This window comes from Bacteroides sp. AF25-5LB (assembly GCF_003602965.1).
In the GTDB taxonomy this organism is placed as follows: domain Bacteria; phylum Bacteroidota; class Bacteroidia; order Bacteroidales; family Bacteroidaceae; genus Bacteroides; species Bacteroides uniformis.
The window spans coordinates 32,537-57,871 of sequence record NZ_QTMC01000007.1; the positions used below are offsets into that span (position 1 = coordinate 32,537).

At 48.7% G+C, this 25,335-nt stretch carries 33 protein-coding genes and 1 pseudogene; 13 read left to right on the top strand and 21 right to left on the bottom strand.

The genetic code is table 11. The annotated features are described in order from the left end of the window. The first annotated feature begins 1 nt into the window (after window position 1). The 6 genes from DWY57_RS09530 to DWY57_RS09555 are packed head-to-tail and all read left to right on the top strand — an operon-like array spanning window position 2 to window position 3,553. Window positions 2-589, top strand: a complete 588-nt coding sequence (locus DWY57_RS09530) for a hypothetical protein (RefSeq protein ID WP_005647137.1) — start codon at window positions 2-4, stop codon at window positions 587-589. After that, on the top strand, window positions 586-1,218 hold the full coding sequence (locus DWY57_RS09535) for a hypothetical protein (protein ID WP_005647136.1): 633 nt from the start codon (window positions 586-588) through the stop codon (window positions 1,216-1,218). The genes DWY57_RS09530 and DWY57_RS09535 overlap by 4 nt, the downstream gene beginning before the upstream one ends. A gap of 1 nt (window position 1,219) precedes the next feature. Beyond that, window positions 1,220-1,429: a hypothetical protein gene (locus tag DWY57_RS09540; protein WP_005647134.1), complete on the top strand. Its 210-nt coding sequence runs from the start codon at window positions 1,220-1,222 to the stop codon at window positions 1,427-1,429. Window positions 1,430-1,441: 12 nt separating this feature from the next. Beyond that, the gene (locus tag DWY57_RS09545; protein WP_005647133.1) at window positions 1,442-2,464 is read left to right on the top strand and encodes an LPD29 domain-containing protein; all 1,023 of its coding nucleotides are present in this window, start codon (window positions 1,442-1,444) and stop codon (window positions 2,462-2,464) included. A 10-nt stretch (window positions 2,465-2,474) separates the two neighbouring features. Continuing rightward, window positions 2,475-2,840, top strand: coding sequence for a hypothetical protein (locus DWY57_RS09550; protein WP_005647131.1), 366 nt, complete (start codon window positions 2,475-2,477; stop codon window positions 2,838-2,840). 2 nt (window positions 2,841-2,842) lie between these two features. Further along, the gene (locus DWY57_RS09555) at window positions 2,843-3,553 is read left to right on the top strand and encodes a hypothetical protein (RefSeq protein ID WP_117689223.1); all 711 of its coding nucleotides are present in this window, start codon (window positions 2,843-2,845) and stop codon (window positions 3,551-3,553) included. Between the two features lie 60 nt (window positions 3,554-3,613). Here DWY57_RS09555 and DWY57_RS09560 read toward each other — a convergent pair whose 3' ends face one another. Beyond that, window positions 3,614-3,958, bottom strand: coding sequence for a hypothetical protein (locus tag DWY57_RS09560; RefSeq protein WP_005647127.1), 345 nt, complete (start codon window positions 3,956-3,958; stop codon window positions 3,614-3,616). Between the two features lie 322 nt (window positions 3,959-4,280). Between DWY57_RS09560 and DWY57_RS09565 the strand changes: the two genes are divergently transcribed. Then, a complete protein-coding gene (locus DWY57_RS09565; RefSeq protein ID WP_005647125.1) occupies window positions 4,281-4,571 on the top strand; it encodes a DUF4120 family protein in 291 nt (96 codons plus the stop codon). 44 nt (window positions 4,572-4,615) lie between these two features. Then, complete coding sequence (locus tag DWY57_RS09570) at window positions 4,616-5,542, top strand: hypothetical protein (protein ID WP_008777839.1); 927 nt, start codon at window positions 4,616-4,618, stop codon at window positions 5,540-5,542. Between the two features lie 76 nt (window positions 5,543-5,618). Here DWY57_RS09570 and DWY57_RS09575 read toward each other — a convergent pair whose 3' ends face one another. The 15 genes from DWY57_RS09575 to DWY57_RS21085 form a co-directional block, all read right to left on the bottom strand. Beyond that, window positions 5,619-6,134, bottom strand: a complete 516-nt coding sequence (locus tag DWY57_RS09575; protein WP_008779475.1) for a lysozyme — start codon at window positions 6,132-6,134, stop codon at window positions 5,619-5,621. Between the two features lie 13 nt (window positions 6,135-6,147). Continuing rightward, the gene (locus DWY57_RS09580) at window positions 6,148-6,654 is read right to left on the bottom strand and encodes a DUF3872 domain-containing protein (RefSeq protein ID WP_005644341.1); all 507 of its coding nucleotides are present in this window, start codon (window positions 6,652-6,654) and stop codon (window positions 6,148-6,150) included. Between the two features lie 39 nt (window positions 6,655-6,693). Beyond that, window positions 6,694-7,560 carry a toprim domain-containing protein gene (locus tag DWY57_RS09585; protein ID WP_117589877.1) on the bottom strand — a complete coding sequence of 289 codons (867 nt, stop codon included), beginning with the start codon at window positions 7,558-7,560 and terminating at the stop codon, window positions 6,694-6,696. A 12-nt stretch (window positions 7,561-7,572) separates the two neighbouring features. Continuing rightward, window positions 7,573-8,145: a conjugal transfer protein TraO gene (locus DWY57_RS09590; RefSeq protein ID WP_005644336.1), complete on the bottom strand. Its 573-nt coding sequence runs from the start codon at window positions 8,143-8,145 to the stop codon at window positions 7,573-7,575. Between the two features lie 2 nt (window positions 8,146-8,147). After that, on the bottom strand, window positions 8,148-9,131 hold the full coding sequence (gene traN / locus DWY57_RS09595) for a conjugative transposon protein TraN (protein WP_117589876.1): 984 nt from the start codon (window positions 9,129-9,131) through the stop codon (window positions 8,148-8,150). Between the two features lie 23 nt (window positions 9,132-9,154). Continuing rightward, window positions 9,155-10,423 carry a conjugative transposon protein TraM gene (gene traM / locus DWY57_RS09600; RefSeq protein WP_117616064.1) on the bottom strand — a complete coding sequence of 423 codons (1,269 nt, stop codon included), beginning with the start codon at window positions 10,421-10,423 and terminating at the stop codon, window positions 9,155-9,157. After that, a complete protein-coding gene (locus DWY57_RS09605; RefSeq protein WP_005644331.1) occupies window positions 10,416-10,721 on the bottom strand; it encodes a TraL conjugative transposon family protein in 306 nt (101 codons plus the stop codon). Before DWY57_RS09605 ends, traM begins: the two co-directional genes overlap by 8 nt. 12 nt (window positions 10,722-10,733) lie before the next feature. After that, window positions 10,734-11,357, bottom strand: coding sequence for a conjugative transposon protein TraK (gene traK, locus DWY57_RS09610; protein WP_008777834.1), 624 nt, complete (start codon window positions 11,355-11,357; stop codon window positions 10,734-10,736). A 23-nt stretch (window positions 11,358-11,380) separates the two neighbouring features. Continuing rightward, window positions 11,381-12,385 (bottom strand): conjugative transposon protein TraJ, encoded by a 1,005-nt coding sequence (gene traJ / locus DWY57_RS09615; RefSeq protein ID WP_008777833.1) that lies wholly within the window; start codon window positions 12,383-12,385, stop codon window positions 11,381-11,383. 19 nt (window positions 12,386-12,404) lie between these two features. Then, the gene (locus tag DWY57_RS09620; RefSeq protein ID WP_008777832.1) at window positions 12,405-13,034 is read right to left on the bottom strand and encodes a DUF4141 domain-containing protein; all 630 of its coding nucleotides are present in this window, start codon (window positions 13,032-13,034) and stop codon (window positions 12,405-12,407) included. 39 nt (window positions 13,035-13,073) lie between these two features. Further along, on the bottom strand, window positions 13,074-14,099 hold the full coding sequence (locus DWY57_RS09625) for a hypothetical protein (protein ID WP_034530145.1): 1,026 nt from the start codon (window positions 14,097-14,099) through the stop codon (window positions 13,074-13,076). A 23-nt stretch (window positions 14,100-14,122) separates the two neighbouring features. Next, a complete protein-coding gene (locus DWY57_RS09630; RefSeq protein WP_117589901.1) occupies window positions 14,123-16,642 on the bottom strand; it encodes a TraG family conjugative transposon ATPase in 2,520 nt (839 codons plus the stop codon). Continuing rightward, window positions 16,639-16,971, bottom strand: coding sequence for a DUF4133 domain-containing protein (locus DWY57_RS09635; RefSeq protein ID WP_008777826.1), 333 nt, complete (start codon window positions 16,969-16,971; stop codon window positions 16,639-16,641). The genes DWY57_RS09630 and DWY57_RS09635 overlap by 4 nt, the downstream gene beginning before the upstream one ends. Before the next feature lies 1 nt (window position 16,972). Next, window positions 16,973-17,269 (bottom strand): DUF4134 domain-containing protein, encoded by a 297-nt coding sequence (locus tag DWY57_RS09640; RefSeq protein WP_005644316.1) that lies wholly within the window; start codon window positions 17,267-17,269, stop codon window positions 16,973-16,975. A gap of 198 nt (window positions 17,270-17,467) precedes the next feature. After that, the gene (locus DWY57_RS21085) at window positions 17,468-17,665 is read right to left on the bottom strand and encodes a hypothetical protein (RefSeq protein ID WP_117616063.1); all 198 of its coding nucleotides are present in this window, start codon (window positions 17,663-17,665) and stop codon (window positions 17,468-17,470) included. Between the two features lie 15 nt (window positions 17,666-17,680). On the opposite strand from DWY57_RS21085, the gene DWY57_RS09645 reads away from it, so the two are divergent. Further along, entirely contained in the window at window positions 17,681-18,196 is a 516-nt protein-coding gene (locus tag DWY57_RS09645; RefSeq protein WP_117616062.1) for an SLOG family protein, read from the top strand. A gap of 253 nt (window positions 18,197-18,449) precedes the next feature. Further along, window positions 18,450-18,953 carry a hypothetical protein gene (locus DWY57_RS09650; RefSeq protein WP_008777821.1) on the top strand — a complete coding sequence of 168 codons (504 nt, stop codon included), beginning with the start codon at window positions 18,450-18,452 and terminating at the stop codon, window positions 18,951-18,953. A gap of 116 nt (window positions 18,954-19,069) precedes the next feature. Here the strand turns inward: DWY57_RS09650 and DWY57_RS09655 are convergent, their stop codons facing one another. The 5 genes from DWY57_RS09655 to DWY57_RS09675 form a co-directional block, all read right to left on the bottom strand. Continuing rightward, the gene (locus DWY57_RS09655; RefSeq protein ID WP_008777820.1) at window positions 19,070-19,396 is read right to left on the bottom strand and encodes a hypothetical protein; all 327 of its coding nucleotides are present in this window, start codon (window positions 19,394-19,396) and stop codon (window positions 19,070-19,072) included. A gap of 229 nt (window positions 19,397-19,625) precedes the next feature. Beyond that, the gene (locus tag DWY57_RS09660) at window positions 19,626-19,892 is read right to left on the bottom strand and encodes a hypothetical protein (RefSeq protein ID WP_117589793.1); all 267 of its coding nucleotides are present in this window, start codon (window positions 19,890-19,892) and stop codon (window positions 19,626-19,628) included. A 2-nt stretch (window positions 19,893-19,894) separates the two neighbouring features. Then, the gene (locus DWY57_RS09665; protein WP_008777818.1) at window positions 19,895-20,683 is read right to left on the bottom strand and encodes a DUF4122 family protein; all 789 of its coding nucleotides are present in this window, start codon (window positions 20,681-20,683) and stop codon (window positions 19,895-19,897) included. 2 nt (window positions 20,684-20,685) lie between these two features. Beyond that, window positions 20,686-21,105, bottom strand: a complete 420-nt coding sequence (locus tag DWY57_RS09670; RefSeq protein WP_008777817.1) for a DUF3408 domain-containing protein — start codon at window positions 21,103-21,105, stop codon at window positions 20,686-20,688. Between the two features lie 7 nt (window positions 21,106-21,112). Beyond that, complete coding sequence (locus DWY57_RS09675; RefSeq protein ID WP_005644302.1) at window positions 21,113-21,865, bottom strand: ParA family protein; 753 nt, start codon at window positions 21,863-21,865, stop codon at window positions 21,113-21,115. 609 nt (window positions 21,866-22,474) lie between these two features. Between DWY57_RS09675 and mobA the strand changes: the two genes are divergently transcribed. The 3 genes and pseudogenes from mobA to DWY57_RS09690 all read left to right on the top strand — a co-directional run. After that, window positions 22,475-22,942 carry a conjugal transfer protein MobA gene (mobA, locus tag DWY57_RS09680; RefSeq protein ID WP_032560424.1) on the top strand — a complete coding sequence of 156 codons (468 nt, stop codon included), beginning with the start codon at window positions 22,475-22,477 and terminating at the stop codon, window positions 22,940-22,942. After that, complete coding sequence (gene mobB, locus DWY57_RS09685) at window positions 22,932-24,185, top strand: conjugal transfer protein MobB (RefSeq protein WP_032560423.1); 1,254 nt, start codon at window positions 22,932-22,934, stop codon at window positions 24,183-24,185. The genes mobA and mobB overlap by 11 nt, the downstream gene beginning before the upstream one ends. A 36-nt stretch (window positions 24,186-24,221) precedes the next feature. Next, a pseudogene (locus DWY57_RS09690) lies at window positions 24,222-25,142 on the top strand (YWFCY domain-containing protein); the annotation flags it as partial. Window positions 25,143-25,335: the final 193 nt, after the last annotated feature.

The window sequence follows — 25,335 nt, forward strand, 5'->3', positions numbered from 1 at the left end:
TATGGGAAAATATGATGTAAAAGTAAGGTACATCTTCGAGGGTACTTACACAGTGGTGGCGGAAGACCGTGAAGAAGCGGAAAGCATGGTGGCGGAAGACTGCGGTCTGGTATTGGGCGGCAACATCCACACAACGCGGGATGACGATGAAGTGACGGACTGGAAGTTCGGTTGTCATCCGGACTTGCAGGTTCTCTCCGTAAGGCAGCGAGGCGGGAAATCCCCCATGTCGGTGTTCGGAGACAGGATCGAAGAACTGCGAAAAGACATCATCGAAGCGATACGGCAGTTGCTCCATGACCATGCCATGAACGCGATACGGTTTCCGGAAGAGGATTATGACCCGGTCTGGGTGATATGGTTTGGCAAGAACGGAGACCCCTACGAATGCAGGGTGACAGGACTCCGGGTAACGGACAGCAGCCTGACCGTCCTTGCCGAAGAGAAAGAAAGCGGTGATGAAGTGGAATGTTACAGCCCGTTCGAACTCGGAGCCAGCAACATCGACTGGCTTTCCGGAATGTATGAGGCTGTATGGCAGCAACTGGAAGAGAGCAAAAAAGTAGAACCACAAGCTGAAGAACAATGAAATATCAAGCGGAAAATGCTGTCTCCAGCTTCTTCTACTATATGTGGAACGCCTGGAGCAAGGAAGAATGCAAGGTCGTATTTGGAGATATGTACCGGCACTTCTGGGATAAATGGTCCGCATTGGCGGACAAGTCCATATTCGGCGCGGCGGAACGGTTCTTTGCCGAGTTATCGGAAAACAACCAGAAACTACTCGTGGAACGTGCCGTTACACTCTATGACGGCAGGGCTTTCAGAAAAGAGCCGGACGATTCCGACATCCTTGTCTGTAAAGAATGCGGTTCACGGCAGTTGGAAATCCAAGCATGGATAAACGCCAATACGGATGAACGTATCAGCTATGTGCATGATGACAATAACGGGCTGTGGTGCGATGGGAAATGGTGCGAAGAATGTGGCGTTCAGGTCTTTTTCTGTACTAAGGCGGAGTTCACACAAAAGATGCAGGGCTGGTGGGAGTCGTGCGGTTTTGAAACAAAGGAACAAATCACAGGGTTGAAAGTCTGTGACTCTCCGCCTTCCGAAAACACGCAGACATTCATTGATGCGGCAGACCAATGGTGGAACAGCCGGGACTACGAACATAAACGGGAAATTTACAACAGGTATAATTCTAAAAACGAATAATATGCAGATTAACATCATTGAACAGATTAGCAACTCATGCAGTTGCAGCCATATGGAAGCGCAGGAATACTTGGATTCTGAAATCCGGTACCTGCGCGAGTTGCAGGAGGCGGACGACCTGAGGGAAGATGACATCGAAATGGCGTGCAGCAACCTCGGACTTGACCTTGACAACCAGGAATATTTTATCAACCGCCTCGCAGGGGCATAAATACCTATAGCTATGGCTTATTTTCATAACATACATTCATTGGCGGACCTGAAGAAGGAATACCGCCGTCTGGCATTGCAGCACCACCCGGACAAGGGTGGTGACACTGCCATCATGCAACAGGTGAACACCGAGTTTGAAAGGCTCTTTGAAGTCTGGAAAGACAAACCGGATGTCTCTGCCGCATCAACCGGGTATGAACATGACTATCCGGGTGCCACGGCAAAGGAATATACCGAGTACGTGTATAATGAATACCGTTGGAAAGGTCGCAACTACAAAGGGCAACATGCCCCTGAAATCGTAGAACTTGTGAGAATCTGGCTAAAGGAAACCTATCCGAGATATAAGTTCTCCGTCAGACGGGAGAACTACAATTCCATTTACATCAAACTGATGAGTGCGGACTTTGAGGCGTTCACCAGGGAATCCGGCAAAGTACAGGATCATATCAACCACTACAACATAGAGCGGAACCCCGATCTTACAGACCGTGCCAAGGAGGTGATGCTGAATGTCTGTGACTTTGTCATGTCATACAACTTCGATGACAGCGATGCGATGACGGATTATTTCCATACCAATTTCTACCTGACATTGGCTATAGGGAGTTACCGGAAGCCTTACAAGGTGGAACTGCCGAAACTTGACTGCAAGGGGAAGGACAAGCCGGAAGTGTTCAAGCATCCCGAAGGTCCGGCACATAAGGCCATCAGGCAGGCGTTGGGCACAGCCCGCTTTGATTTCATCGAACACAGGAGGCATTCCGGCGAAATGATACTCGGAGAAGACCATTACGGCTCACACGGAGAGCATTATTTCTGGCCGAAGGATTATTCAAGCGCGAAACTGGCTCAGAAACGGATCGACAAATTGGAGAAAGCCGGTATTCGGTGCAAGCTTACCGGATATAACGGCGGTTACATTCGTTTTATCGGCTACACTCCCGAAGCAGAAGCGTTACTGGAGAAGGAACGCCAGGAATACATCACCGCCCATCGGCAATGGCAAACCAAACAGACAGTAATCAATTAAACTTATCAATATGGAACCGAACAATTTGAACGAATGGTGGGGCGGACAGCCCGACGGACTGAAACAGGCATTCTCTCTTTTTCCCGATGGACGGTGGAAAGAGGCGGACCTGTATTTGCGAATCAATATCCGTAACTACTGCCTCCTGAAAAAAGGAGGGCTGCTTCCCGAAGACAAGGACCGCTCGATGCTCAGCGAGATTGTCTGTGAGCTGGCCGATACGGAGCTGTGCCGTGCAAATGGAAAGACACTCGAAGACATGTGCGATACGGACGGGGCTTTTCTGGAAGAGTACCAGGAACTGTTCAACCGGATATACGATGAACTGGAAATGAGAATTACGGATTATATGAACGGACAATCAAAAAAAATGTAACAATGAAAGCAAAAGTGTTCAAGTACAAGTCTGACGGGAATACCGTCGTGGCTTCTTATATGGAACTGGAGCCGTATGCGAAGAATGTATATCTCTCCCTGTCAAGAAAGAACGAAGACGGGAATGAAGACGATGACTGTTTCCATGTGGTCTGCCGGATTGAAAACGTTTATTTTTCCAGCGGGCAGTATTCACGCCGGTTTCTCAAGGGAGAAGGTTGCAGAGAGGAAGCCGCCACCTATTGCAGGAACTGGATTGCGGATACGCTTCAAAGTGCGGAAAGAGGAGCCTTCGTCAATTTGATCTCCGTCCGCGTGTTCGAGGCTCTCGGACTTGACACCACTTCCCTGGTGCAAGCCCGTGAGGAGTATAAAAGAATACAGGAGCAGAAACGCAGGGAGCAGAAGGAGAAAGAGGCGGAAGAGCGCAGAGTGCAGGAAGAGCAACATCAGTGGCTACTCAATGAACAGAAACGGAAATTCCTGGACGGGGAACGGATTACGGGAGAAATGTTCCTTGAAATCACCGGAAGGGACGGTTTTGACATCCATATCAGAACCAAAGGGACATTCAACAGGCATGTGAGGGGCATTGACAGGAACGGCACCGTCAGTTCCCGGAAAATCAAGGGCTGCCGGACTCCGGACTTTACCGGATGCCATAAGGCCGTGTCCGCCTATCTGGCGTTCATTACAGAAAAAGAGGGCAAATAATTAAATCCGGGGCGGTAAAGGTCTGCTCCATGCAGCTGTTACCGCTACCGGCTTCCGGCCTCACAATTCACGGTTCAGCGCCATTGCCAGCGGAAACATCAACCGGTTATAGGCTTTAAGCTTTTGCAAATTCAGCACATATCCGGCATAGGGATTGGTCAGATCGGTATAGAAGAATACATCGGTAAATCCTGCGTGTTCCTCCACGACTTCACCCTCCAACGGAATCTCCTCCACATTGAACCGCTCCAGAGGCAGTTCTTCCAGACGGGTCTGTTCCGCATTTCCCAACACATTGAGGTTACGGTTAAACAGCACGAATCCTTTCTTCCTGTAATCCACACGCATACCGTACGGACGCTCCACAAGGAAAGCATCCGCCGCTTTCTTTATATAGTTTTCCATAAAACTGAAATTAGAATTGCAAAAATACATCTTTTGTCCGGCAATGGCGAACAAATCAGGAAGAGAATCGCCACAGACCATGCAAAGCACACTACCGTGTATTTTATTTCCCACCCTGCAAAGGTAGTCCCGTGTCCGGTGTACCCTGTCAAGGTCAGGCCCCTTGCGGGGTTGGCTGAAAGAAAATCATCCTCGCCTGACGGCTGCGGTATTTTCTTTCGCCAAACCTTGCGGGTACTGCCACGGGACAGTCAGGCAGGTGAGAAATAAAAATACCGGCTCCCGGAGCCGGACGTGTTTAACAGATAAAATACAATGAATCATGAAAATCCTGAATGAAGAACATTTCGAGAATGTTAAGCGTTATGCCGAATCCATCGGTGACACCTCACTCCGGAAATGCCTGGAACGGTTGAAGAGCTGGGAGGAAAATCCTGACTGTCCCAGCGAAATTTCACTCTACTATGACCATGCCCCATACTCGTTCGGCTTCACCCAACACTATCCCGACGGAAGGACAGGCATCGTGGGCGGTCTGCTCTATCACGGAATACCGGACCGTTCTTTCGCCGTGACACTACAGCCGTTCCATGGATGGCAGATACACACCTGATGAGAGGCAAACGACAGTATTAACTTTATAAAATTCAATTCAATATGGAAACGACATTGACAGTAATGGAAAGACAACAGCAGTTTGACTTCCAGAAAAACGGAATTGAAGTGATGAACTTCGAGACACTTCAACGCACCTATAAAGAAAATGACATCTACAACAATCCGGTGCAGGGCATCTACCATTACCAGGTCATCCGGCGCATGATGGACATCTGCGAGAAATACAATCTCGATTATGAGGTGGAAGAAATCTTCGCTGCCCAGAACAGAAACAAGACACAGCCGGGAGTGAGCATCCTCCCGCAGGTGGAACAGACACATGGCGAAAAAGCCGTGGAAGCCCATATCCTGCGCCGTATTTTCGCTACTATCCGGATCAGGGATTGGGAGACGGACGAGCTGACAACCACACTGGTCGTCGCCTACCACCAGGACGGCATACAGGCAGCCATAGGCCCCTGCGTGAAGATATGCCATAACCAGTGCATCCTCTCACCGCAGCGGAGCATCAGCAATTACGGGAAAAAGAAGGTGACAACCGATGAGCTCTTCGAAACCGTGGACGGCTGGCTGGCCAATTTCGAGGTGAACATGAACGAGGACATTGCAAGGATTCAGCGGTTGAAACGCCGGATTATCCCGATGGAGGAAATCTACCTGTACATCGGCTTGCTGACAGCCTTGCGCGTTTCCCATGACAGTTCGGACAGAAACCTGTCATCCACTGTAGAAACCTACCCGTTGAACCAGAGCCAGATTTCCATCTTCACGGAAGAGGTGCTGAAACTGGCCATGAGCAAGGGACAGATTACCGCATGGGATTTGTACAACGTGGCCACTGAAATATATAAGCCTGGAAAGACAGACTTCCCGGCCCTTATTCCACAGAACGGAGCCATGGCGGAACTCCTGCTTTCCCGTCTCTCTGAAGAGGTGGAAGTACAGGATGCCGTTCCGATAAACTGACATGCAAGCTTCTCAAGCCAAAGAAATAAGGGAGAACCTGACAGTGATAACAACTGAAAGATTCTCCCTTTTTCATTTACTCTTCAAAAAGCAGCATGAATTCCACCTTCCTTCTCCGTTCGATGCTCGGAACCACTTTTCCTTTATAGCACCTGAAAGAGACATATTCCTTGTAAATATTGCGGTCTCCCGACTCCAGCTTCTTTAACAGACGGCTTTTCGGTCTTTTTCCATATCCTTTTAATCTGTAGGGTCCCACATTATATGAAAGGACTGCTGCCAATAAAGAATCACGCCCCAGATAACTGAACATGCGGCACAGCTTACGGAGGTCTTCCCTCAGAATGGAGTCTCCCTGCGCTTTGGAGATGCTGTTGGTAAACCTCTCCCCGGGAAGAACCTTGTGACCCCACCCGACATAAGGCCAATGCTTTTTCTCTCCATGCCAGCCCTCGAATCGCTTGACACACTCGACCGCAAGACTGAACCTGTCCGGACTTGCCTTTACCGGATTCTCCGCCCTTGAAGGCATACCCGGAAAAAAGACCGTGGCGGAAAGTACCGCAAACCATATTGCTTTTAACTTCATCATAGGCAGGACCGGCTTAGTGTCCGACAATTGTGACCGGCAATTCCTTACTATCCGCAGTCACGACGGAATCCTCGTCCTCCGTCTCGTTGTTGAAGTCAAAAGTCAATTGGTAAAGCTGTGCCGGTTCGCTGTTGTCCTCAAAATAGATGTCAATTGTCTGCTGATCTTCGCATTCAGAAGTGTAGTATAACCTGAACACCTCCCTGTCAAGGGGATAGCGGTCATTGGGCAGCAGCACCATCCCGTCATCCATGCGGAGCGTACCCTTGCCGTCCGGCTGGAAATAGCGGATGGTGTAGCGGGCATCGGAAAAATGTCCTTCACGTTTGAGTTCACAGCGTATTTCCACCGTCTCGCCTTTTATTATACGTGTGGGAACAGGCATGTTCTCCACCTTGAACGGATAAGACTGCTGTACTTCCATTTCATCAGAACAGGCGGACAACAGCAAAACCGCCAGACCCAGGAACAGGACTGCCACCATTCCGGCCAATCCTCTTTTTTTATTCATTGCATTCATATTCTATCAGATTTTAATACGTTATACTTTATTCGACACTTACAGGAACTTATGTTGCAGGTATTCATTCAGGTCCTTGTAGCCTTTATACAAAGAGGAACAATCCACCAGTTTATCCGCATAGCGTTTGCGGAGTGCCTCCAGCGTGCGCCGTCCGGCTTCATCCCGATCCAGATAACAGTTGACCCTCTCGTACCTGTCAAGAATAGGGAACGAGCGTTCCAGCGATGACACCGAGTTCAACACAAGATAGTCGTCTCCATATCCCAGACCGAGTTCCAGCCACGAAAGGCAGTCGATAAACCCCTCGAAGAGGTTGCATGTGTCCGAACCGTTATCCATCAGTGAAATGTCCTTAGGTGACAGGCTGGCCTTGAAAAACCGGTTGCGCAACTCGTATCCATCGCTGACATTCCTGAATCCGATGGCGAAATACCGTTTCCCGTGCAAGGTATATCTGACTTCCCGACAGTTCGGTACAGCCACATCGCTGCTAATGCCGCGTTCCGCCAGATATCGGAGCAGGACTCTGTTGTATAGAGGCCCGAAGCGTACATCCGTGAAACTCTCCTTCTTGAGGAGATCCTCCCTGTTATTCCCATCAGTGCGGGAAACGGTCTTGTGCTCGGGGGCGAGGCCGCCCCATGTCTCTGTGATGAACCTGGCCTGCGCCTTGAAATCCCCGCTGCCGATAAACTCCCCGGCAAGATTGAATATGTCACCTCCCTGCCCGGTGCCGAAGTCATGCCAGATTTCCTTTCGTACATTCACCTGGAACGAGGCGGTGCGTTCCTCCCGGTACGGGGCCAGATACCAGTATTCGTCACCCCGTCTTCTTGCCGGTTCATATCCCATCCTTGCCAGAAAAGCGGCGATAGGGATAGCTTTTATCTCTTCTATAGTCATAGATGTACAGTTTTAATGGATAATGAATTTGATTCCCAATCCGAATTGGGTTGTAAACAGATCCAGGGAACTTCCCCACAAGGCACGTTCCCGGATATTGGCAAGCAGGACAATGCGGTCTGTCAGGTAAGTCTCAAGTTCCAGGGTTATCGCACCGCCATAGACAAACGCATCCTTGGCGAGCAGCGTTGAGCCGTCATACAGCATCCTGTCTCCCCAATTCACGGTTTCATAGCCGGCCAGTGCGGAACCGCCGATGGAGAGAAAGACCGTCCTGGTCGGGTCCGACAGGAATTTCAGGTAATAGCCGCCTTCTGCCGTGAACTGTGCGCAGGGCACATTCACGTTCCGGTACCCGTAATTCTTCATCAGATACTCGGTACCTATGACCCAACGGTCGGCTCTTTTGGTATATCCTGAAACGGCAAATCCGGCATAATGATTCAAGGGGGATTTCGAGCCGTTCGCAAATCCTCCGCGCAGTTCCACGCCCTTCATCCCGGGCAGGTACCGCTGGGCATGTGCCCGCCCCGGGAACAGGGCAAGCGACACGGCTGTAACGAATAGGAACAGATACTTCTTCATGACTACTTTACTTTAAGTCCGTTTATAACTCTGGCTCTCACGATATCTTCACTTTCCACGGTGAAGGTCTGGTGCCTTCCACCGCTTTTCTCATGCATTTCCACCACCAGCACCTTGTCCGAGGGAATGGTGAATTTGTCCAGGACGAAGACGGTGCGCCCGTCCTTTTTCCCTGCGACAGTTGTTACATAGTCGTAAGCACGCAAAGGAAATATCACCTGTTCCTGGATGGCGGTACGTTTCATCACCTTCTTGTCCACAATCTTGAATGTCACGAAATCCACTTCATAAGGTACGTTGGACCGGTTCCTGATTTGTGTATGAAAGTACAGCAGCCCGTTATGGGTGTAAAGACCGCGCAGCAGGTACTGGATGCCGAACGCCTTGCTCCCGATATGCTTGATGTGCCCTTTGTTGTTCTTGTGGACGGACTTCGAGATGAGATATACCAGTTTCGGAGACTCGCTGCCGAGTTCCTTCAGGTAAATGTCAAGGGCGTTGTTGGGACGGTTCACTTCGCTTCCGTCATGGATGAAATCCTTCATCTCGATGTTCAGCAACAACGGTTCTTCCGCATACTTTACATTGAATGTATAGAAACTTCCGCTTTCGGTTATCACGGACATGTTGGTCTCCTCACGGAAATTCTTTACGGTAGCCTTTACACGAATGACATTTTCCGCACCGTCCGCCTTGCCTGCAATGAGGTTCGGCGATCCGAGGTCCACATAACGCACCGAAGACGGGAAGATGATATGCGTGGTCTTGTCGTAAGTCACTTCCAGACCGTACGGCGGTATCATCCGGTCGAAAGTGAGTTTTCGGGTCAGCCCGTGATAGAGGTCCCCGTCTTCCTCTTTTTGGGGATACACTTCCTTGACCGGTGTGATTCCTTTGTTTACTACCGCTGCGCTGTCGGTTTCAGTCTGGGCAAAGGCGCCCATGGTGCCCCATGCAAGGGCAAGCATTACAAATAACTTTTTCATGTTGATTGAATTTTAATGGGTTGTCATTGATTGTCATTCTGATAAAGCATCAGGGTGTAACCGGATTTGAGATGCACCTTCTCTTCACGCATCTTCCGGGAGATGTACTGTGAAACACCCTGTATGGCACCCTTCCCGAGTTCGGAAAGTAGCTGGTCGCCTGCCGACTGGTTGGTGATGGAGATGCTCGTGCCGAGATTCTGCCCCAGATTGGCGGCAACCTCCTTGACAGCGTTTGCTTCCATGGATCCCGGAATGAAGATGCCTTCCTGTCCGTCATTGTCATACACGGCAAGTTTCACGGGGATGATGGTACCGCCATATTCCACCTGAAGGATGTTGACGTGAAGCCTTTCTCCCTGTATGCGCCCTTCTCCGATGAGCAAGGAGTTTTTGGGAAGGACATGCTTTCCTACACGCATCGCTTCCAGCAGTCTCATCCTCACACCCTGACCGCTGATTACAGTCTGGTTCCCGTGGATGCAGGCACATATGGTATTCCTCACGTCTTTTTCATTCCTGTGACCAATCGGGGTATGGAATCTTTCCGCCAATGTCCTTCCCGTTAATGACACGGAATCCCGGACCGGTTGCGGCAACGATGAAACCACGGGAGTGGAGACCAGCCCGACGGGAACGGCCTTCATGTTTCCATCCCGTCCGGCTTCTTCATCCTCCGGGCGGCTGTCCATCCTTTTGCCGCCATTACCCGGCATGTATTTGGCTGCGAGCTCGTAGGACTTTTCCAAAAGTGCCACCTGTTCCTCATAACCCGGCTGTGCATTCTGTGCGGCAACCGTCTGCTTCAGTTGTTCCACCTCGGCTTTCAAGGCCTCCTTTTCCGGGTCTTCCTGCGGTGACTCGTAAAAGTTGCCGAGAGTCCTGTTGATGTCATTGTAGGCGGAGACGGATGAAGAGCGGGCTTCATTCCTACTGTCACTTGCACGTGGACTGCCATCCTTGGTATCCGCATCCGATGACAATGCCACGACAGCTCCGGAGTTTTCATCCGCAACACCTGAGAAGTCTCCCAGTGTACGCATTTTTTCCGCCTGTTTGCGCTTTATGTCAGCCTGCTCGTAGGCGGCAATCTTGTCTTCCTCTATGTCGGCTCCTCTCGGGTCAGGCAGTTCGGTGTTGAAGCCCGCATTTTTCTCCTCCTTTTGTTTGTCCTCTTCGGACGGTGCGAAAATGAACCACATCGCACCGAGGAAGAGAAGGAACATCCCGGCAAAAACCAGGTATTTCCTGATTTCCAGCCTCTGTTTTAATTTATTAATATCATTACTCATTTTCTTTCTGATTGAATCGGTTAAAAAACTCTTCCATCTCCTGCACCCTTTTATCCGGGAGTGTATCGGCAGGAACGATATCCGGAATGTCCAACGGGGCTATCTCAATGATGTCCCGCTGTACATCTTCCCGCCCGATGTCATAGATGGCGCGGAAAATCAGATAGAAATTTCCGAGAGCAAACAGGACAGCCAGCACGATGACTGTCAACATTCTCTTTTCCGGAGAAAGCCCGGCACACAAACCCCGAAGCTTTTCTGCAACGGTTTCCTTGATTCTTACAAACATTTGTTTCATACATTCAAAATTTTAACGGTCATACACTTTGATATCCCTGTTCTCCACCACACGGAAGGCTTCAAGGATGAAACCGTGCGGATTATTGTCGCTGCGGGTGGAGTTCAGCAGCCTGCCACGTGTGACAAGGCTGCGTTCGGTCACACTCTTCTCCCTGATAATGGAGAGTTTCGCATAGGTCACGACCTCATACGGATAGGTATTGAAATCGCACCTGACACTGTCAATCCCAATCCGCTGGCTCATGTTTCCCGAAATGATCCGGTTGTAATATCCCTGCTCTGCCAAATCCACATAATGGGCATAGGCAGAACGGTCACTGAGGAACATGGCCCGTTGGATATTACCCTCAATCGCACTCTTGTCAGGGGATAACGTAAAGAACAGTTCATGGAACCTCCTGACATGCTCCCTTGCCTCCACCGGACGGTTCTGCTCCAAGTCCTGTGAAAGGGCCAGCATCAACGACTTTCCTTCATCCAGAACATAGATCTTCTCCCGTTGCGCTTCCGCAAAAGTGTAAGCCTTCCATACGGAAAAAAACACAAGTAGCGTGCATACACACAGATAGACAATCCCGAACAGACGCAGCTGTCGGAAGCTGGTCTCGATATTCTTCAATGATTTGAATTCCATTCTGTAAATGTTTTATACTGTTATTATTTGATAAGCCTTCCGGCAATGTTTCCCACCGCTGCTCCTGCCGTACCAGCCACCAGGGAACCGGCCTGGGATGCCCTTTGGTTCACATTCTTGAGGTAGTTGCCTGCACCGCCTCCGGCCTGCACAATCCAGTTTGATACGGTCGGTATGGTGAAATACCCGATGATGCCGATAATGAGGAAAGTGATGTAAACCGCGTTTGAACTGTCGGGGATGAAATCCGGATCGGAAAGCCGCTCGATATCCCTCTGTAGCATCAGCACCTGGATTCTCGCCAGCACACTGCTGAACAGGTCGCTGACAGGAAGCCAAAGGTAGATGCTGATATAGCGGACGAACCACTGGCTGAGAGAAGCTTGGAAACCGTCCCAGCAGGAGATGGCGAAAGAAACCGGACCGAGTATCGAAAGGACTATCAGGAAGAATGTCCTCAGCGTGTCGATGACCAGCGCCGCCGCATTGAACAGAAGTTCCAGCAGTTCCCGGAAGAAATTCTGTACGGCCCTTTTCATGTTGTACATCGCGCGGTCCACATACATCCCGCAGGCTTCTATAGCGTCAAACGCACCCAGCTCGTCCAGCCTGTTGTCAAAAGTCTCCTTGTCGACCAGATAGGCTGTCTCGGGATTCCGTTTCATCGCCTCAATCTCCAGCTTGTCCTTCTGTGCCCGGTACTCGTTCATGTCAAAGGTCTGCGACTCCAATATGGTATGGGTCCCTTTCACGACGGGCGAGAGGATGCTGTTCAGCGTACCCAGAACGAGTGTCGGAAAGAACATGATACAAAGCCCCAAAGCGAACGGACGCAAAAGCGGAAAGACATCCACAGGCTCGGCACGTGCCAGAGCCTGCCATACACGATACGCCACATAGAAAAGCGCTCCCAGACCGGCAAGGCCTCTTGCCACACCGGTCATCTTTGAGCAGAGCGGCATCATTTCCACATACAGATTCTGTAAAATCTGATGCAGGTTGTCAAAATCTATAGCCAACAATAACATAATGAAAGCGGATTAGGAATTACCAATAACGTTCGTTCGGTGAGCCGTAGAGTGCCATCACGCGGTCTAGGTCGTTCTGTTTCTTGGCGCGCAGGTAGGACACCCCGATGTTCTTGTTGGTGTAATACTGTACCAGACTGCGGTTTTGCAACATGTCGTTGTAGCAGCGGTCGATGATATCCATCCTTTCCTTGTCGTTCATGGAAAGCCCGTTCTCGTTGACCACCGTCTTCAAATCGTTCAGCAAATGGGCACTTTCTTCCAGCAGTTTGGTGTATCCCAAAGCAATCGCGCTCAGTTCTTCCGGCGTAAAATACGGGTCGCTGAGCATACGCTCGAAGCTGGTGACATAGATGTCCGTGATATCGCCCACCATCAGGATGGTCTGCTGGACTTTGCGGGCATCACGGACAAGGTTCTTGACCTTGCGAAGCCCGTCGTAATACTCCTTGCCCTGCTGGTAGATTTTCACGGTTTCCTGAAAACTATTCGCCATATTGGTGGCAGTGGAGGATGTGTGAACGATGTTCTTGGCAGCATTGATGATTCCCTGCGCCAGATTGCCCGGGTCGCTCACTACCCATTGGGCTTTCGCTGTGAGGCTGACAAGGAAGCAGCCCATGCACAGCATAAGAATTTTCTTTTTCATGATGTTTCTATTTTTAATTGTGAATAATTCTGTTAAAAGTCAGATTCCCATTTTCCGCCCTTTGGACGGCGGGTTCCGGAGGATGGTCCGTTGCGCCTGTCTCGGTCGGTTCTCTATTCCGGAATTCTCCCTCTTGCGTCTGATGGAGGCGAAGAGTTCGTCTGCATACGGCCTGCGTCCGGTCATTCTGACGAAACGGGCATCCAGCTCCCGGTAGGCTTTCTCTGCCTGACACGAGCGTTCCGTCGCGGAAACGTTCTTGTCTATGCCGTACTTGGCGAGAAAATCAGGACTGATTTGCAGGATGTCGTGAACCACATCCGGTGAGGCCGCAATCCGTCCCAAAATCTCCAGTTCTCCATCCAGTCTTTCCAAATAGAAATCCGGCAGACGGACATCCTTGATGCTTTCCGCAGCCTTTTCCGCATTCCTGCACAGACGGCTTTCCAATATCACCCCCTCATCATATGCTGGTTCCGGCCCGGAACGGTTCAGCCTGTCAAGCCTGTCATAATCATCCGCAAGCCCGTACCTGAGTGCCACATACCGTGAAGGTGGCATAAGATGCACGGCCAGGTTGCAGAGTTCCCACATGTCGCTCTCTTTCCGATGGAAGTCCAGAATCCGGACAGATGACCGCACTTCTTGCGGTGACGGACGTTCCTGCTTGCTTTCCGGATTTTCCTTCGAGTAAACATCCTGCATGAATGTGTACATGGCAAGCATTCGGTGGACAGGGACGGCTTCTTCAGGTCTGATATCCATAAGCCGGGAACCGTTCTTCTCCATGAAATAAGTATCTTTCAATGCCTCCATCAGTTCCGACCTGTCCGTTTCCGCCGTTTTTTCCGGTGTCGGGAACAGGTACGAGGCTGACAACAGGCAGGAGACTTGGGTAATCACATCCTCCGACTTCCTGTACCGCCTGACCAGTTCCGACAGCTTCCGGTACTCCTTTTTCCGGACAAGTACCCTTGTCTGTTTCATCACTTCCGTCAACTCCTTGAGGCGCGGCTCGTCCAGATAGCGGCGCTGCTGTTCTTTTATCCATTCTTTCATTTCCATGATTCGTGATTGTTTTTCGGTTTTCATGTGATTCCAATCCCTTTCACCTGGCTTCGCTTGCTATCGGCCAACTGCCTGATGGCAAGCTCTATATTGCCTCCGAGTTTCTCCGTAAGCCGCATCAGCTCAAGTTTTTCGGTCTCTTCTGTGGTGTAGCAGACGTACTCCTCAAGTGAAACCTCCGTAGCATAGACTGCTGACTGTGAGCCTCCGAGACCAATCCACACTTCCTTGTACTTTCGGGAAGGATTGTTTGCCATGTTGATGGAAAGTATCTGCGCCCGCTCCTTGTCGGTCAGACCGAGCAAGGTCTGGATCTCATCGAACTTGTTCATATACTTGCGCTGGTCAAGGAGAATCTTACAGTCACTATTATTAATGATGGTGCCCTTGACAATCGGAGAAGAAATGATGTCCTCTACTTCCTGGGTCACGACCACGGCCTCGCCGAAAAACTTTCGGACGGTCTTGAAAAGGTAGCGGATATAGTTGCTCATATTGGCGGATGCCAATGCCTTCCAGCACTCTTCGATAAGGATTATTTTCCGGATACCTTTCAACTTGCGCATCTTGCTGATAAAAGTCTCCATGATGATGATGGTGACAATCGGAAGTAGCACCTTGTTGTCACGGATATTGTCCAGCTCGAAGACAATAAACCGTTTGCCAAGCAAATCAAGCTGTCTGTCGGAATTCAACAGGAAGTCATACTCGCCACCCTTGTAATAAGGTTCCAGCACATTCAGGAATCCCCACACGTCAAAATCCTTCTCACGGGTTCGCTTCTCTTTCAGGATATCCTGATACTCGTCACGGATAAACTCATAGAAGGTATCGAAGGAGGGTTTTATGCTGCTGTCCCTGCGGATTTTCTCCAGAAAAAGATTGACCGCATTAGATAGTGCCACCTCCTCGGCACGTGTCGGCGGCTCGTCGTCACGCTTCCACAGGGTAAGGATAAGCGTCTTGATGGACTCTTTCTTCTCGATGTCGAAAATTCCGTCTTCCACATAGAAAGGATTGAAGGCGATGGGATTATCCTCCTCGTAGGTGAAATAAATCCCGTCCTCGCCGTGTGTCCTCGCGTGGATCAGGTTGCACAGCCCCTGGTAGGAGTTGCCCGTATCCACCAATAGCACGTGTGTCCCTTGCTCGTAATATTGCCTCACCATATGGTTGGTAAAGAAGGACTTGCCCGAGCCGGACGGGCCGAGGATAAATTTGTTCCTGTTCGTGATGGTGCCGTTCTTCATCGGCAGGTCGGAAATGTCCAGATGGACCGGCTTTCCGGTCAGGCGGTCCACCATACGGATGCCGAACGGAGAGAGCGAATCCTTATAGGAGGTTTCCCCGATGAACAGGCATAGGGCCTGCTCAATAAAGGTGTGGAAACTCTCCTCGGACGGGAAATCTCCGGCATTGCCGGGTATTGCCGCCCAGAACAGAGTCGGCACATCCACCGTGTTGTGACGCGGTTTCGCTTCCATCAACGCCAGCTGGCTACCTACATCGTTCTTGATGCGCTTCAACTTTTCCCGGTCATCGCTCCAGGCCATGACATTGCAGTGTGCGCGGATGGAGGTCAGCCCCTTGCTGTGCGCCTCGTTCAGGTACTCTTCAATCCATTCGCGGTTGATCTGGTTGGAACGGCTGTAACGGGAAAGCGAATGCATGTTCCGTGCAGTCTGCTCGAATTTCCTGAGAATTTCCGCCGAATCATCAATGAAGAGGTACTGGTTCACCACATGGTTGCAGGTAAGCAGAATGCCTATCGGTGCGGCAAAGGACAGCCGACAGTCGCTCCGGTCTGTCGAGAGCCTTTCATACCGGCAGTCGGTTGACACGTTCGACGGCAGGTCTTCCGGATCGGAAAGCGTATGAAGGCACAGGTAGTTGTCGCCCACCTTCATTTCCCCGGCACCGAGTGACAGATCCTGCAAGCAGGTAGCATCTTCCTGCGACATGGAAAAATACTTCTCGATGATGCCGGCGGAATTTTTGCTCCCGATGATTTCCTCATCCGTCAGGCGGATGATACGTAGCAGGCCGCTGTCGTTCACGATGCGTTCGAATTGTCCGCAACACTCCATGAACCGGGTGACGGTTTCCTTGTCCTGCATTTCCTTGGGGATAATGAATCCCCTTGTAAGTGCATTGAAACTGCTGGTTGTCCGGCTGTGCTCCTTCGTGGTTTTCGTAAGGAACAGGTAACAGGTATGCTGCAAATACGGCCGCTCGTTGAAATGGCGTTCGAAACTGCGGCTCAGAAAGCTCAGGTCTTCCTTGCAAATATCCGGTTTATATCCCTCTTCGATGAAGAAGTCCTGCTTGTGTACGATGCTGTAGTTCGGCAAGACCTTTACCGCTTTTGCCCAGGTGGAGTGCATGGACTCGTACTCGGCACGTGTCAGCGTGAACAGTTCCGGCAGTTCCACCCGGTATGCTACGGTGATGTCCGCATCCTTGCTGATGATGCAGCCGTTCTCCACGGACAACAGTGGGAACTTGCTTTCCAGCGTGGCTGTTTTCATTACGTTTTTCATGCTTTTCTGTTTTTAATGGTTGGAGAAAACAACCGGAGGAACTTTCTCCGGCTGATGATGTAGCGGGGATGGCTGCGCAGCGCATGGAGTTTCATAAGGCCCCATTCACCGTATTTCGAATTCATCCTGAAAGTGACCCAGACCAGCACCGATGCGGAAACGACCCCGAAACCGATGCAGACCCACTGGTCGATACCTGCCATGTACATGACGACGAAGATTACGAACAACGCGAGCAATCCTCCCGCAAAGATGAACAGGTACTGGCTCTTGAGTCCCTTGAACTCCGGGCTGCGCCCAATCCCCTTGTTGACATTGAATTCCGCCATATTACAGGAAGAATGAGCGTAAGATGGTGGCGGCGACAATCAGGAAGATACACGCACCGAACCAGCTGGCGGCAGTCTTTGAGGTATCCGGGTCGCCTGACGAGAACTTGGAATAGACCTTCACGCCTCCGATAAGGCCGATAACGGCACCGATGGCGTAAATCAGCTTGGTGCCGGGATCGAAATACGAAGTGACCATATTGGTAGCTTCCGTAATTCCACCGATACCGTTGCCCTGGGCAAATGCCCCCATTGAAACCAGCAGCGTCATGGCTGCCAAAAAGAATCTTTTTTTCATGTGTCGAAACTTTTAATTAGTGAGACAAAAAATGATTTCGACTGCGAATATATAGTGCTTAATTTATTGATTTACAAACTGTACGATATGTGACACCGTATGACATCACGTTACATCGGCAGGGAATTTTCAACCATTCAAAAAGGGTTTTCCCGGCAATATGAAACAGTAAAAACAGGATAAGGAGAAAGCGGCATTTCATTTCTTCCGGCAAAGGTAGCCCCGTGTCCTGAGAAGCCCGGCAAGGCGGCCCTGCGGGCTGGTTGCCGTGAAATAATCATCCTCGCTGCGCTTGCGGTATTTTTTCACGGCAAGCCTTGCGGGATTCCGGACCGGGGCGGAAAAGCCTTCAGGAAATAAAATACCGTTCGGTTTGAATGGATATATGTAAAACAAAAAACAGAAGATAACATGGAAACAAGAAACAATCAGACAGTGGCTTTCACGGGACACCGTAAGGAACGTATTCTGCAAGGGTTCGGAAACGATCCCCGGATACTTGCACAAATCAGGGAAGCTGTGGCTGGAATGGTAACAGAACTGTACGGGCAGGGATACAAGGAATACTACACCGGGATGGCCAGCGGATTTGATATGACTGCTGCGGAGGCGGTCTTGCAGGTCAGGGAGAGATACGAAGGTATCAAGCTCATAGCGGCAGTACCTTTTCGGAAACAGCCCTTGTGGTTTGAAGCGGAAGACCGGCTGTTGTATGCCCGTCTGTTGGAAAGGATGGACCAGGTGGTCATGGTTTCCGAGAATTACCACAAGGGCTGTTACCTGCGCAGGGATGAATACATGGTACGTAAGGCGGATGTTATCGTTGCCTATTGGGACCTCGTACCGAAAGGGGGAACATTCTACACGGTAAGCAAGGCGTTGGAATGCGGCAAGCCGGTCATCAACATCCACGAAAGGCTGAGATAGTGGGAACCGGGTTGTGACATTTACATAACTTATGCAAATCCACATGAACCGGGAACAAGCCGGAATGGACAAACAGGATATATTAAGAAACTATAACTTGAATGTCCGGACAAAACCGGTATCTTTGTCTTTATGAATCAATCCGGTAGCCCGGCTTTATGTATCGCGAGGCAGTATCCGATATCCGGAAGCGGCTCCTGATGATGTGTACAGCCCGTATCTTGAATAATAATATTGAAAAAAACTATGAACCATGAATGAAAACTGGCCTGAAATTGTGGAGGATTTGTCACCTTGTCTTAGACCGGGAGCGATAAAAGGAGATTATCTGCGGGATGTAGGGTATTGCCTGAGATATCTCGGATGGAAAAAGACCAACGGGACAATGGTGTTCCGGGACATGTGGCATTCAGGTGGGGATGACTCCGGACATCCCGATATACTGCTCTGTAAAAAAGAGAAGGACGGCACTTGTCTGCCGGTTCTTCCTGTTGTAGTAGAGTTGCCTGACAGTGAACCGTCCGGACGGCTGGCGTTGTCAATGCGGCAGTTAAAGCTTGATATCGGATTATATATAGGAAAAAATATCCGGTTGTATTATCAGACTCCCGGTTGTAAGGATGAACCGGTCTGCGCATTTGTGGCGGACTTTCAGAAAGATGACATGAACGGAAGTGCGATTTGCGACCTGCTTCTTTATGAGAACTTCAGTCCGGAAAAGATGAACGGTTTTGTAATGGATGCCATACATGGGTAATAAGAAAAACTTTATACCGGCACTTGTGCATTAATGCTCCCGCTTCATTCCCCATACCAAAAGCCATTTTTATTCAATGGAAGATAATAAAAATGGCTTTTGATATAAACAGAATTTTAAATTATATCAGAACCCGTTTCCTGCTGCATCTTACGCTCCTTCTTTTTCTCTTTTTGCAGCTTTTTCTTAGCCTCCATTTCCGCCATGATCTGTTTCAGAGGCTTGACCGTTTCCGGTTCCTCACGTTTGAACCGCTTGAAATAGATACTTTCGATAAACTGTGGAAGCGGAGCTTTCCAGACCTCTTGCCTGTGGTTGTCTATCTTGCCGAGCTTGTCGGGATTCAGACCCAATTCACGGGCCATCTGCACCTGCCTGTCTGAAAGGCGGTGACGCTTCTGCGCCACCAGCCATTTTTCTAATATCGCTTTTGTCACTGCCATCGTTCATTTTTTTGCAAAGATAGAATTTTGCATTGATTTCTCTTAAATACTTGTTTGTCAGCATTACCTTATAGTCCATAATATATAAGTGCCAATATTGGCAGAAATTTAATATGACGATGGAAATAAAAAGAGACAGTTGGGATATATATAAATTTCCAAAAACAGGAAAAGGCACACCGATATCACATCGACATGCCTTCTGAAAAATATGACAACAAAGAAGCAATTAAACAAATTCATTTATATCGAATGCCCCTGTCTCATTTTTTGTATTATCCATTTCTGAAATTTGTGAGTCATCACAAAGCATACTATCAATAAGATTTCCTATCTTCTTTTTAATAGCGGTTTCTTTCCGCATAATTCTGATGATTTCTTCTTCAGATAGATAGATGCGTGGGGCACGAATTGCAGGATTTCTTTTTATGCCAAAAGATTCTGCTTCTGACTTCGGCATTGCTTGTTGTTTTTTGTTTTTCACATTCGATTCCATATTTACATGTATTTATTCCAATCAATTCTAATCTGTTCCAAAGATTGTTTTGGCGCCTCTTTTCCATTTGGCATATTTTCCTTAAGCAGTTTTTCCAATTGGCTTTGAGTACTCAATTCGGTTGCAAAGAACCTGAACAGGTCTGTATCCTGAAGTTGGTACAGGGTTTCGGCTGCATTTCGGATTTTCTTTCTGTCATCCGTCCCCAAAATAAGTACATCAGCGACATTGTTCAATTCTTCAAAAGTCAGTGCCCTTGAAAAATCCGGGTCAGGAACACACCCGTCATTTGACATAAGTTCCCGTTTTTCCGATTCTGTCAGTCCCTTTTGTGAAGAGAAACCATCTATCACATCATCCGGATCTATATCCTCATCTTCCTCTATAGGCTCTTTCTTCATAGGTTCAGAACGTGTGGGAGTTTTTCTCGCCATGTCCGGGTCTTCAAGATAGACTATTTTTGTCTTTCCGATTACTTCATTGTACTCGTCCAGTGGATTCGGCTGCGTTTCGGTTTTCTCTTCATGCCCGACTTTAAGGATATCCTTCTCCGCTTGTGCAATCCACGCTTCAGCCTTGTCCAGTCTTGCCCTATACCGGGCTTTCCTTGCTTTTTCCGCCATCCGCTTTTTGCGTGATTTCCATAACCGGATACGTGCAATACGCATATGACGAAGCTGACTATCCCAAAAATTATAAACTCTCGGACTGAAAATGAACATCCATACCTTATATAATATGTAGGTTGCCGACATGGCTTTTACTGAAAAATAAATTAATGTTGTTTCCATGACTATTGAATTTTAGGGGGTGAAAAACGGTCTTTATACATTCGGGTGATTTCCTCGATGTTGAGTTCTATATGCTCAGCGATGATGTTACTGATATAGCTCGCAATACTTACTTCGGGAGCTATCACATGGAGATAATTCTTTATCTCGTCGTACAGCTTGCGGTTCAGGTACACCTGGATGCGTCCTGGCATGGGGGTATTCACCAGATACTTCTGACGAAAGTTACTGTCACATTCGGGCATATTGCAAGGTTTGGGATTTTTCCGGGCAGTTCCTTTTTCCGTATCCTGCCTTTCATTGTTTTCCTCTTCCGGAACCTCAACCACTATGATATCCTCGTTCTCGATGGCATCAGGAATGTCACCGACCATATACCCCCTGATTTTTTCTTCATTCACTTTTACAATTTTCTTTGCCATATCTCAATTACAGGTTAAATTTTACAATCAGTTCGTTTGCCAATTCCTGCAATCCGCTGCCTTTAAGCTGTCCTGCCGGCGGTGGAAGGAGCGAGCAGCGGAAATAGGTACGTGTCCGCGATGAGAGTTCCTTGTCATAGCGACAGAGATCGGGAATCATTGAATCCAGAATTTTCAACCCCTGTTTCTTCATCAGTGCCATATAATTGTCAAGCACTTCGGTATTGCTTCTTTTCTTTACCTTGGTCCAGAACAGGAACACGTCTTTCAAGGGAATGTTCTTCCGGTTTTCCGCACATTTCATAACACTTTTGGCAAAGACAAAACTGCTGTCCATAACGAAATTGTCAGCGGCAATGGGGGTCAATACATAATCCACATTGAAAATGGTCTGCAAAACGCCGGATATGTCCATAGACCCCGGCAAATCTATGAAAACGATATCAAAATCTGCTTTTGCCGCCAACTCTCCGGCCACCTGGCGTGCATTCTCCGGCTTTGCCTGCCTGATAGGATAAATCCTGCATCCCCTGAGCCTCTGTTCCTCCAGCAACACCATGTACTTCTTGTTTATCTCCACCATCTCCATGTCCCGTTCCCTCAGATTGAACAGGCTGCGCTGGGTGGCGTCACAATCAACGATAGCCACATTCTTGCCCATCGAATAATTCAGGAGACTGGCAAGTGTTACCAACATTGTACTTTTGCCGACCCCACCTTTCTGGTTGCTGACCGCAACGAATAACGGATTCTTCTTCATAACTGAACTTTTTTAATGGTTTATTACACTATTGTTTTACTTGTCTGTTGTTTGCTTTGTGACAAGGTTTGTTAGTGATATGGTTACTTTGTGCTCACCAACCGGCAAACCGACCAACCGATAGTTATCTGCCCCAACAAAGCAAGTAAACAATCACTGCCCACCTGTTGCAACAAGTGTTTTCGCTAACCGACAATACAACGGACAGCCACTTGATTATTGGTTTGTTTTACCGTTCACGCTGCAAATAAAAGGGTATTTTTTCATACCTGCACTATGTTTTAAGGGAGGTGACGACCTGTGTCATCATTTGTCATCACGTTACATATAACCCGCTATTTTACAATAGGATAAACCGCCATAACTTTGCACCGGCAACGGAACGGATACCGCTGCGGAGGTTTCCCGAAGCCGAAGAATGAGGCTGAAGGTCAAAACTTAATTTGACGAAGGAAAATTCATGTTCAAGCGAACATAGCAAGTTGTGTTTTGAGGCACCCGAAATAAATTCGGGCACTCAAAACAACTTGCCACTCGCCTGACGGCTCGGGGAGGATTCACTCCAAAGTCGTGAATCCGGGGCCGGAAGATTAGAAACTGAAAATATCAATGCGTATGGAAGAAAACAAGAAGAAAAACTCAAGAAAAAGCGCAGGCAGGAAACCAAAATCCGACCCTGCCGTGCATCGTTATGTGGTACGGTTGAACTCGGAAGAGAACGGACGTTTTGATATTCAATTCCAAAAATCAGGATTGAAAGAACGCTCCAAGTTTATCAAGACAATGATTTTCGGCAAGGAAATCAAGGTGGTGAGAATAGACAAGGCGACGATGGATTATTATATCCGCCTGACCAATTTCTACCACCAATTCCAGAGTATCGGCAACAACTACAACCAGACGGTGAAAGCCGTAAAGACAAATTTCGGGGAGAAACGGGCTTTCGTCCTGCTCCGTAATCTGGAAAAAGCAACAATAGACTTAGTGTTGCTGAGCAAGCGGATTATCATGCTGACCCGTGAGTTTGAAGAAAACTATCTGATAAAACAACGGAAGGAGGAGGAAAATGGTGGCTAAAATCAACAGAGGTGCTTCGCTCTACGGTGCAATCATCTACAACCTGCAGAAAGTGAACGACAATACAGCCCGCATCATTTACGGGAACCGCATGATTGCCAATGTGTCGGGGAACACGGAGCGTGTCATGCAACAGACCCTGTGGGCGTTTGACAACTACCTGCTTGCCAACAAGAATACAGAAAAGCCAGTCCTGCATATATCGTTGAACCCTTCTTTGGACGACCGGCTCACGGATTTGCAATTCACGGAACTGGCCAGGGAGTATATGCAGCGAATGGGCTATGGCAACCAGCCTTACATTGTATATATGCACGAGGACATAGACCGGAGGCATATCCATATCGTTTCCACCTGCGTGAACGAAAAAGGTGAAAAGATAGACGACGCCTACGAGTGGAACCGCTCGATGAAAGCCTGCCGGGAACTGGAAAAGAAATTCGGGTTGAAACAGGTGGATGACAAGCGCAAGGAACTATTGGAGCCGTATCTGAAAAAGGCTGACTACCAAAATGGTGATGTGAAGCGGCAGGTTTCCAATATCGTCAAGAGTGTATTCTCCACTTATCGTTTCCAGTCTTTCGGCGAGTACAGCGCCTTGCTCTCCTGTTTCAATATCGAGGCGAAACAAGTAAAAGGCGAATTTGAAGGAACACCCTATAATGGAATTGTCTATACGATGACCGATGATAGTGGCAAGCCGATATGTACGCCCGTCAAATCTTCTCTTATCGAAAAACGCTACGGCTACGAGGGATTGGAAAAGCGTATCGGGTACAACGCCCGTGAATACAAGAACAAGAAATGGCAACCGAAGATACGGAACGAAGTGGCGCTTGCCATGCACGGATGCCGTGGAAACAAGGAGGAGTTCACCCGTTTGCTCGCCGGGAAAGGTATTGATGTGGTATTCCGTGAAAATGATGAAGGACGTATCTATGGCGCAACTTTCATCGACCATAAGAACCGTGAGGTATATAACGGTTCCCGACTTGGAAAAGAGTTTTCGGCAAACGCTTTTGAGCGGCTGTTTAACAGTCCGACCAATATGCCTGACTTGGATATGCCAATGCCTGCTCTTAATCGGCAAGGCGTTTTCTCCTCCGAAATGGAAAGCTCCATCGAACAGGCTTTCGGAATCTTCGGCATTGACGCCAACGGTCCCGACCCGCAGGAAGAGGCGCTTGCCCGCAGGCTGCAACGCAAGAAGAAAAAGAAACGCCGTTCCCGCGGAATATCCTGATTACAGATTTTATAAACCATTAAAACTATATTCATTATGCAACAAGAAGATGATTTGAGGGGACTGGCCAAGGTCATGGAGTTCATGCGTGCCATATCCATCGTGTTTATTGTCATCCACGTCTATTGGTACTGCTACCGTTCATTCGTGGATATGGGTATCAATATCGGGGTAGTCGACAGGATACTCCTGAATTTCCAGAGGACAGCGGGGCTTTTCAGCAACCTGCTCATCACAAAAGTATTTGCCGTCATATTCCTTGCCCTCTCGTGTTTGGGAACAAAAGGCGTAAAGAATCAGAAGATGACATGGCAGAAAATATATGCCTCTTTCCTTGCCGGATTGGTGCTGTTTTTCATGAACTGGTGGATGCTCGACCTGCCGTTCAGTCCGATGGTCAATGCCACCTTGTACACGGCAACACTTACAGCCGGGTATATCCTGTTGTTGATGTCCGGCGTGTGGATAAGCCGGATGCTGAAACACAACCTCATGGAAGATGTATTCAATACCGCCAACGAGAGTTTCATGCAGGAGACACGGCTCATGGAGAACGAGTATTCCGTCAACCTGCCGACAAAGTTCGTCTATCAAGGCAGGGAATGGAACGGATGGATTAATGTTGTAAATGTTTTTCGTGCGTCCATCGTGCTTGGAACTCCCGGCTCGGGTAAGAGCTACGCAGTGGTAAACAACTACATAAAACAGCAGATTGAAAAATCCTTCGCCATGTATATTTACGATTATAAGTTTCCAGATTTGTCCGAAATTGCTTATAACCATCTACTTAAACACACTCAGAATTACAAAGTGAAGCCGGAATTTTATGTCATCAATTTCGATGATCCGCGACGTTCGCACAGGTGCAATCCCATCAACCCGAAATTCATGGCGGACATCTCGGATGCCTACGAATCTGCCTACACGATTATGCTCAATTTGAACAAGACCTGGGTGTGACCTGTAAAGTCGCGTAATTGATTGTTAAACAGTGATATTAGTTGCATGATTTAACCCGCTGTTCCGTCAGCGGTAGCCTACTATAAGGTGCATCTCCAGTGATGGGTTGTGCCAAGCTTATAGGACAAAGTACACTCTCCGAAAGGACAAGACTGAACCGTGAGGGAACGTCAAGGGCGGTTAGTATCAT

Bases quoted from the DNA above. Each gene is read 5' to 3' on its own strand.
- DWY57_RS09530 (WP_005647137.1), top strand. From the start codon at position 2: ATGGGAAAATATGATGTAAAAGTAAGGTACATCTTCGAGGGTACTTAC.
- DWY57_RS09535 (WP_005647136.1), top strand. From the start codon at position 586: ATGAAATATCAAGCGGAAAATGCTGTCTCCAGCTTCTTCTACTATATG.
- DWY57_RS09540 (WP_005647134.1), top strand. From the start codon at position 1,220: ATGCAGATTAACATCATTGAACAGATTAGCAACTCATGCAGTTGCAGC.
- DWY57_RS09545 (WP_005647133.1), top strand. From the start codon at position 1,442: ATGGCTTATTTTCATAACATACATTCATTGGCGGACCTGAAGAAGGAA.
- DWY57_RS09550 (WP_005647131.1), top strand. From the start codon at position 2,475: ATGGAACCGAACAATTTGAACGAATGGTGGGGCGGACAGCCCGACGGA.
- DWY57_RS09555 (WP_117689223.1), top strand. From the start codon at position 2,843: ATGAAAGCAAAAGTGTTCAAGTACAAGTCTGACGGGAATACCGTCGTG.
- DWY57_RS09560 (WP_005647127.1), bottom strand. From the start codon at position 3,958: ATGGAAAACTATATAAAGAAAGCGGCGGATGCTTTCCTTGTGGAGCGT.
- DWY57_RS09565 (WP_005647125.1), top strand. From the start codon at position 4,281: ATGAAAATCCTGAATGAAGAACATTTCGAGAATGTTAAGCGTTATGCC.
- DWY57_RS09570 (WP_008777839.1), top strand. From the start codon at position 4,616: ATGGAAACGACATTGACAGTAATGGAAAGACAACAGCAGTTTGACTTC.
- DWY57_RS09575 (WP_008779475.1), bottom strand. From the start codon at position 6,134: ATGATGAAGTTAAAAGCAATATGGTTTGCGGTACTTTCCGCCACGGTC.
- DWY57_RS09580 (WP_005644341.1), bottom strand. From the start codon at position 6,654: ATGAATGCAATGAATAAAAAAAGAGGATTGGCCGGAATGGTGGCAGTC.
- DWY57_RS09585 (WP_117589877.1), bottom strand. From the start codon at position 7,560: ATGACTATAGAAGAGATAAAAGCTATCCCTATCGCCGCTTTTCTGGCA.
- DWY57_RS09590 (WP_005644336.1), bottom strand. From the start codon at position 8,145: ATGAAGAAGTATCTGTTCCTATTCGTTACAGCCGTGTCGCTTGCCCTG.
- traN (WP_117589876.1), bottom strand. From the start codon at position 9,131: ATGAAAAAGTTATTTGTAATGCTTGCCCTTGCATGGGGCACCATGGGC.
- traM (WP_117616064.1), bottom strand. From the start codon at position 10,423: ATGAGTAATGATATTAATAAATTAAAACAGAGGCTGGAAATCAGGAAA.
- DWY57_RS09605 (WP_005644331.1), bottom strand. From the start codon at position 10,721: ATGAAACAAATGTTTGTAAGAATCAAGGAAACCGTTGCAGAAAAGCTT.
- traK (WP_008777834.1), bottom strand. From the start codon at position 11,357: ATGGAATTCAAATCATTGAAGAATATCGAGACCAGCTTCCGACAGCTG.
- traJ (WP_008777833.1), bottom strand. From the start codon at position 12,385: ATGTTATTGTTGGCTATAGATTTTGACAACCTGCATCAGATTTTACAG.
- DWY57_RS09620 (WP_008777832.1), bottom strand. From the start codon at position 13,034: ATGAAAAAGAAAATTCTTATGCTGTGCATGGGCTGCTTCCTTGTCAGC.
- DWY57_RS09625 (WP_034530145.1), bottom strand. From the start codon at position 14,099: ATGGAAATGAAAGAATGGATAAAAGAACAGCAGCGCCGCTATCTGGAC.
- DWY57_RS09630 (WP_117589901.1), bottom strand. From the start codon at position 16,642: ATGAAAAACGTAATGAAAACAGCCACGCTGGAAAGCAAGTTCCCACTG.
- DWY57_RS09635 (WP_008777826.1), bottom strand. From the start codon at position 16,971: ATGGCGGAATTCAATGTCAACAAGGGGATTGGGCGCAGCCCGGAGTTC.
- DWY57_RS09640 (WP_005644316.1), bottom strand. From the start codon at position 17,269: ATGAAAAAAAGATTCTTTTTGGCAGCCATGACGCTGCTGGTTTCAATG.
- DWY57_RS09645 (WP_117616062.1), top strand. From the start codon at position 17,681: ATGGAAACAAGAAACAATCAGACAGTGGCTTTCACGGGACACCGTAAG.
- DWY57_RS09650 (WP_008777821.1), top strand. From the start codon at position 18,450: ATGAATGAAAACTGGCCTGAAATTGTGGAGGATTTGTCACCTTGTCTT.
- DWY57_RS09655 (WP_008777820.1), bottom strand. From the start codon at position 19,396: ATGGCAGTGACAAAAGCGATATTAGAAAAATGGCTGGTGGCGCAGAAG.
- DWY57_RS09660 (WP_117589793.1), bottom strand. From the start codon at position 19,892: ATGGAATCGAATGTGAAAAACAAAAAACAACAAGCAATGCCGAAGTCA.
- DWY57_RS09665 (WP_008777818.1), bottom strand. From the start codon at position 20,683: ATGGAAACAACATTAATTTATTTTTCAGTAAAAGCCATGTCGGCAACC.
- DWY57_RS09670 (WP_008777817.1), bottom strand. From the start codon at position 21,105: ATGGCAAAGAAAATTGTAAAAGTGAATGAAGAAAAAATCAGGGGGTAT.
- DWY57_RS09675 (WP_005644302.1), bottom strand. From the start codon at position 21,865: ATGAAGAAGAATCCGTTATTCGTTGCGGTCAGCAACCAGAAAGGTGGG.
- mobA (WP_032560424.1), top strand. From the start codon at position 22,475: ATGCGTATGGAAGAAAACAAGAAGAAAAACTCAAGAAAAAGCGCAGGC.
- mobB (WP_032560423.1), top strand. From the start codon at position 22,932: ATGGTGGCTAAAATCAACAGAGGTGCTTCGCTCTACGGTGCAATCATC.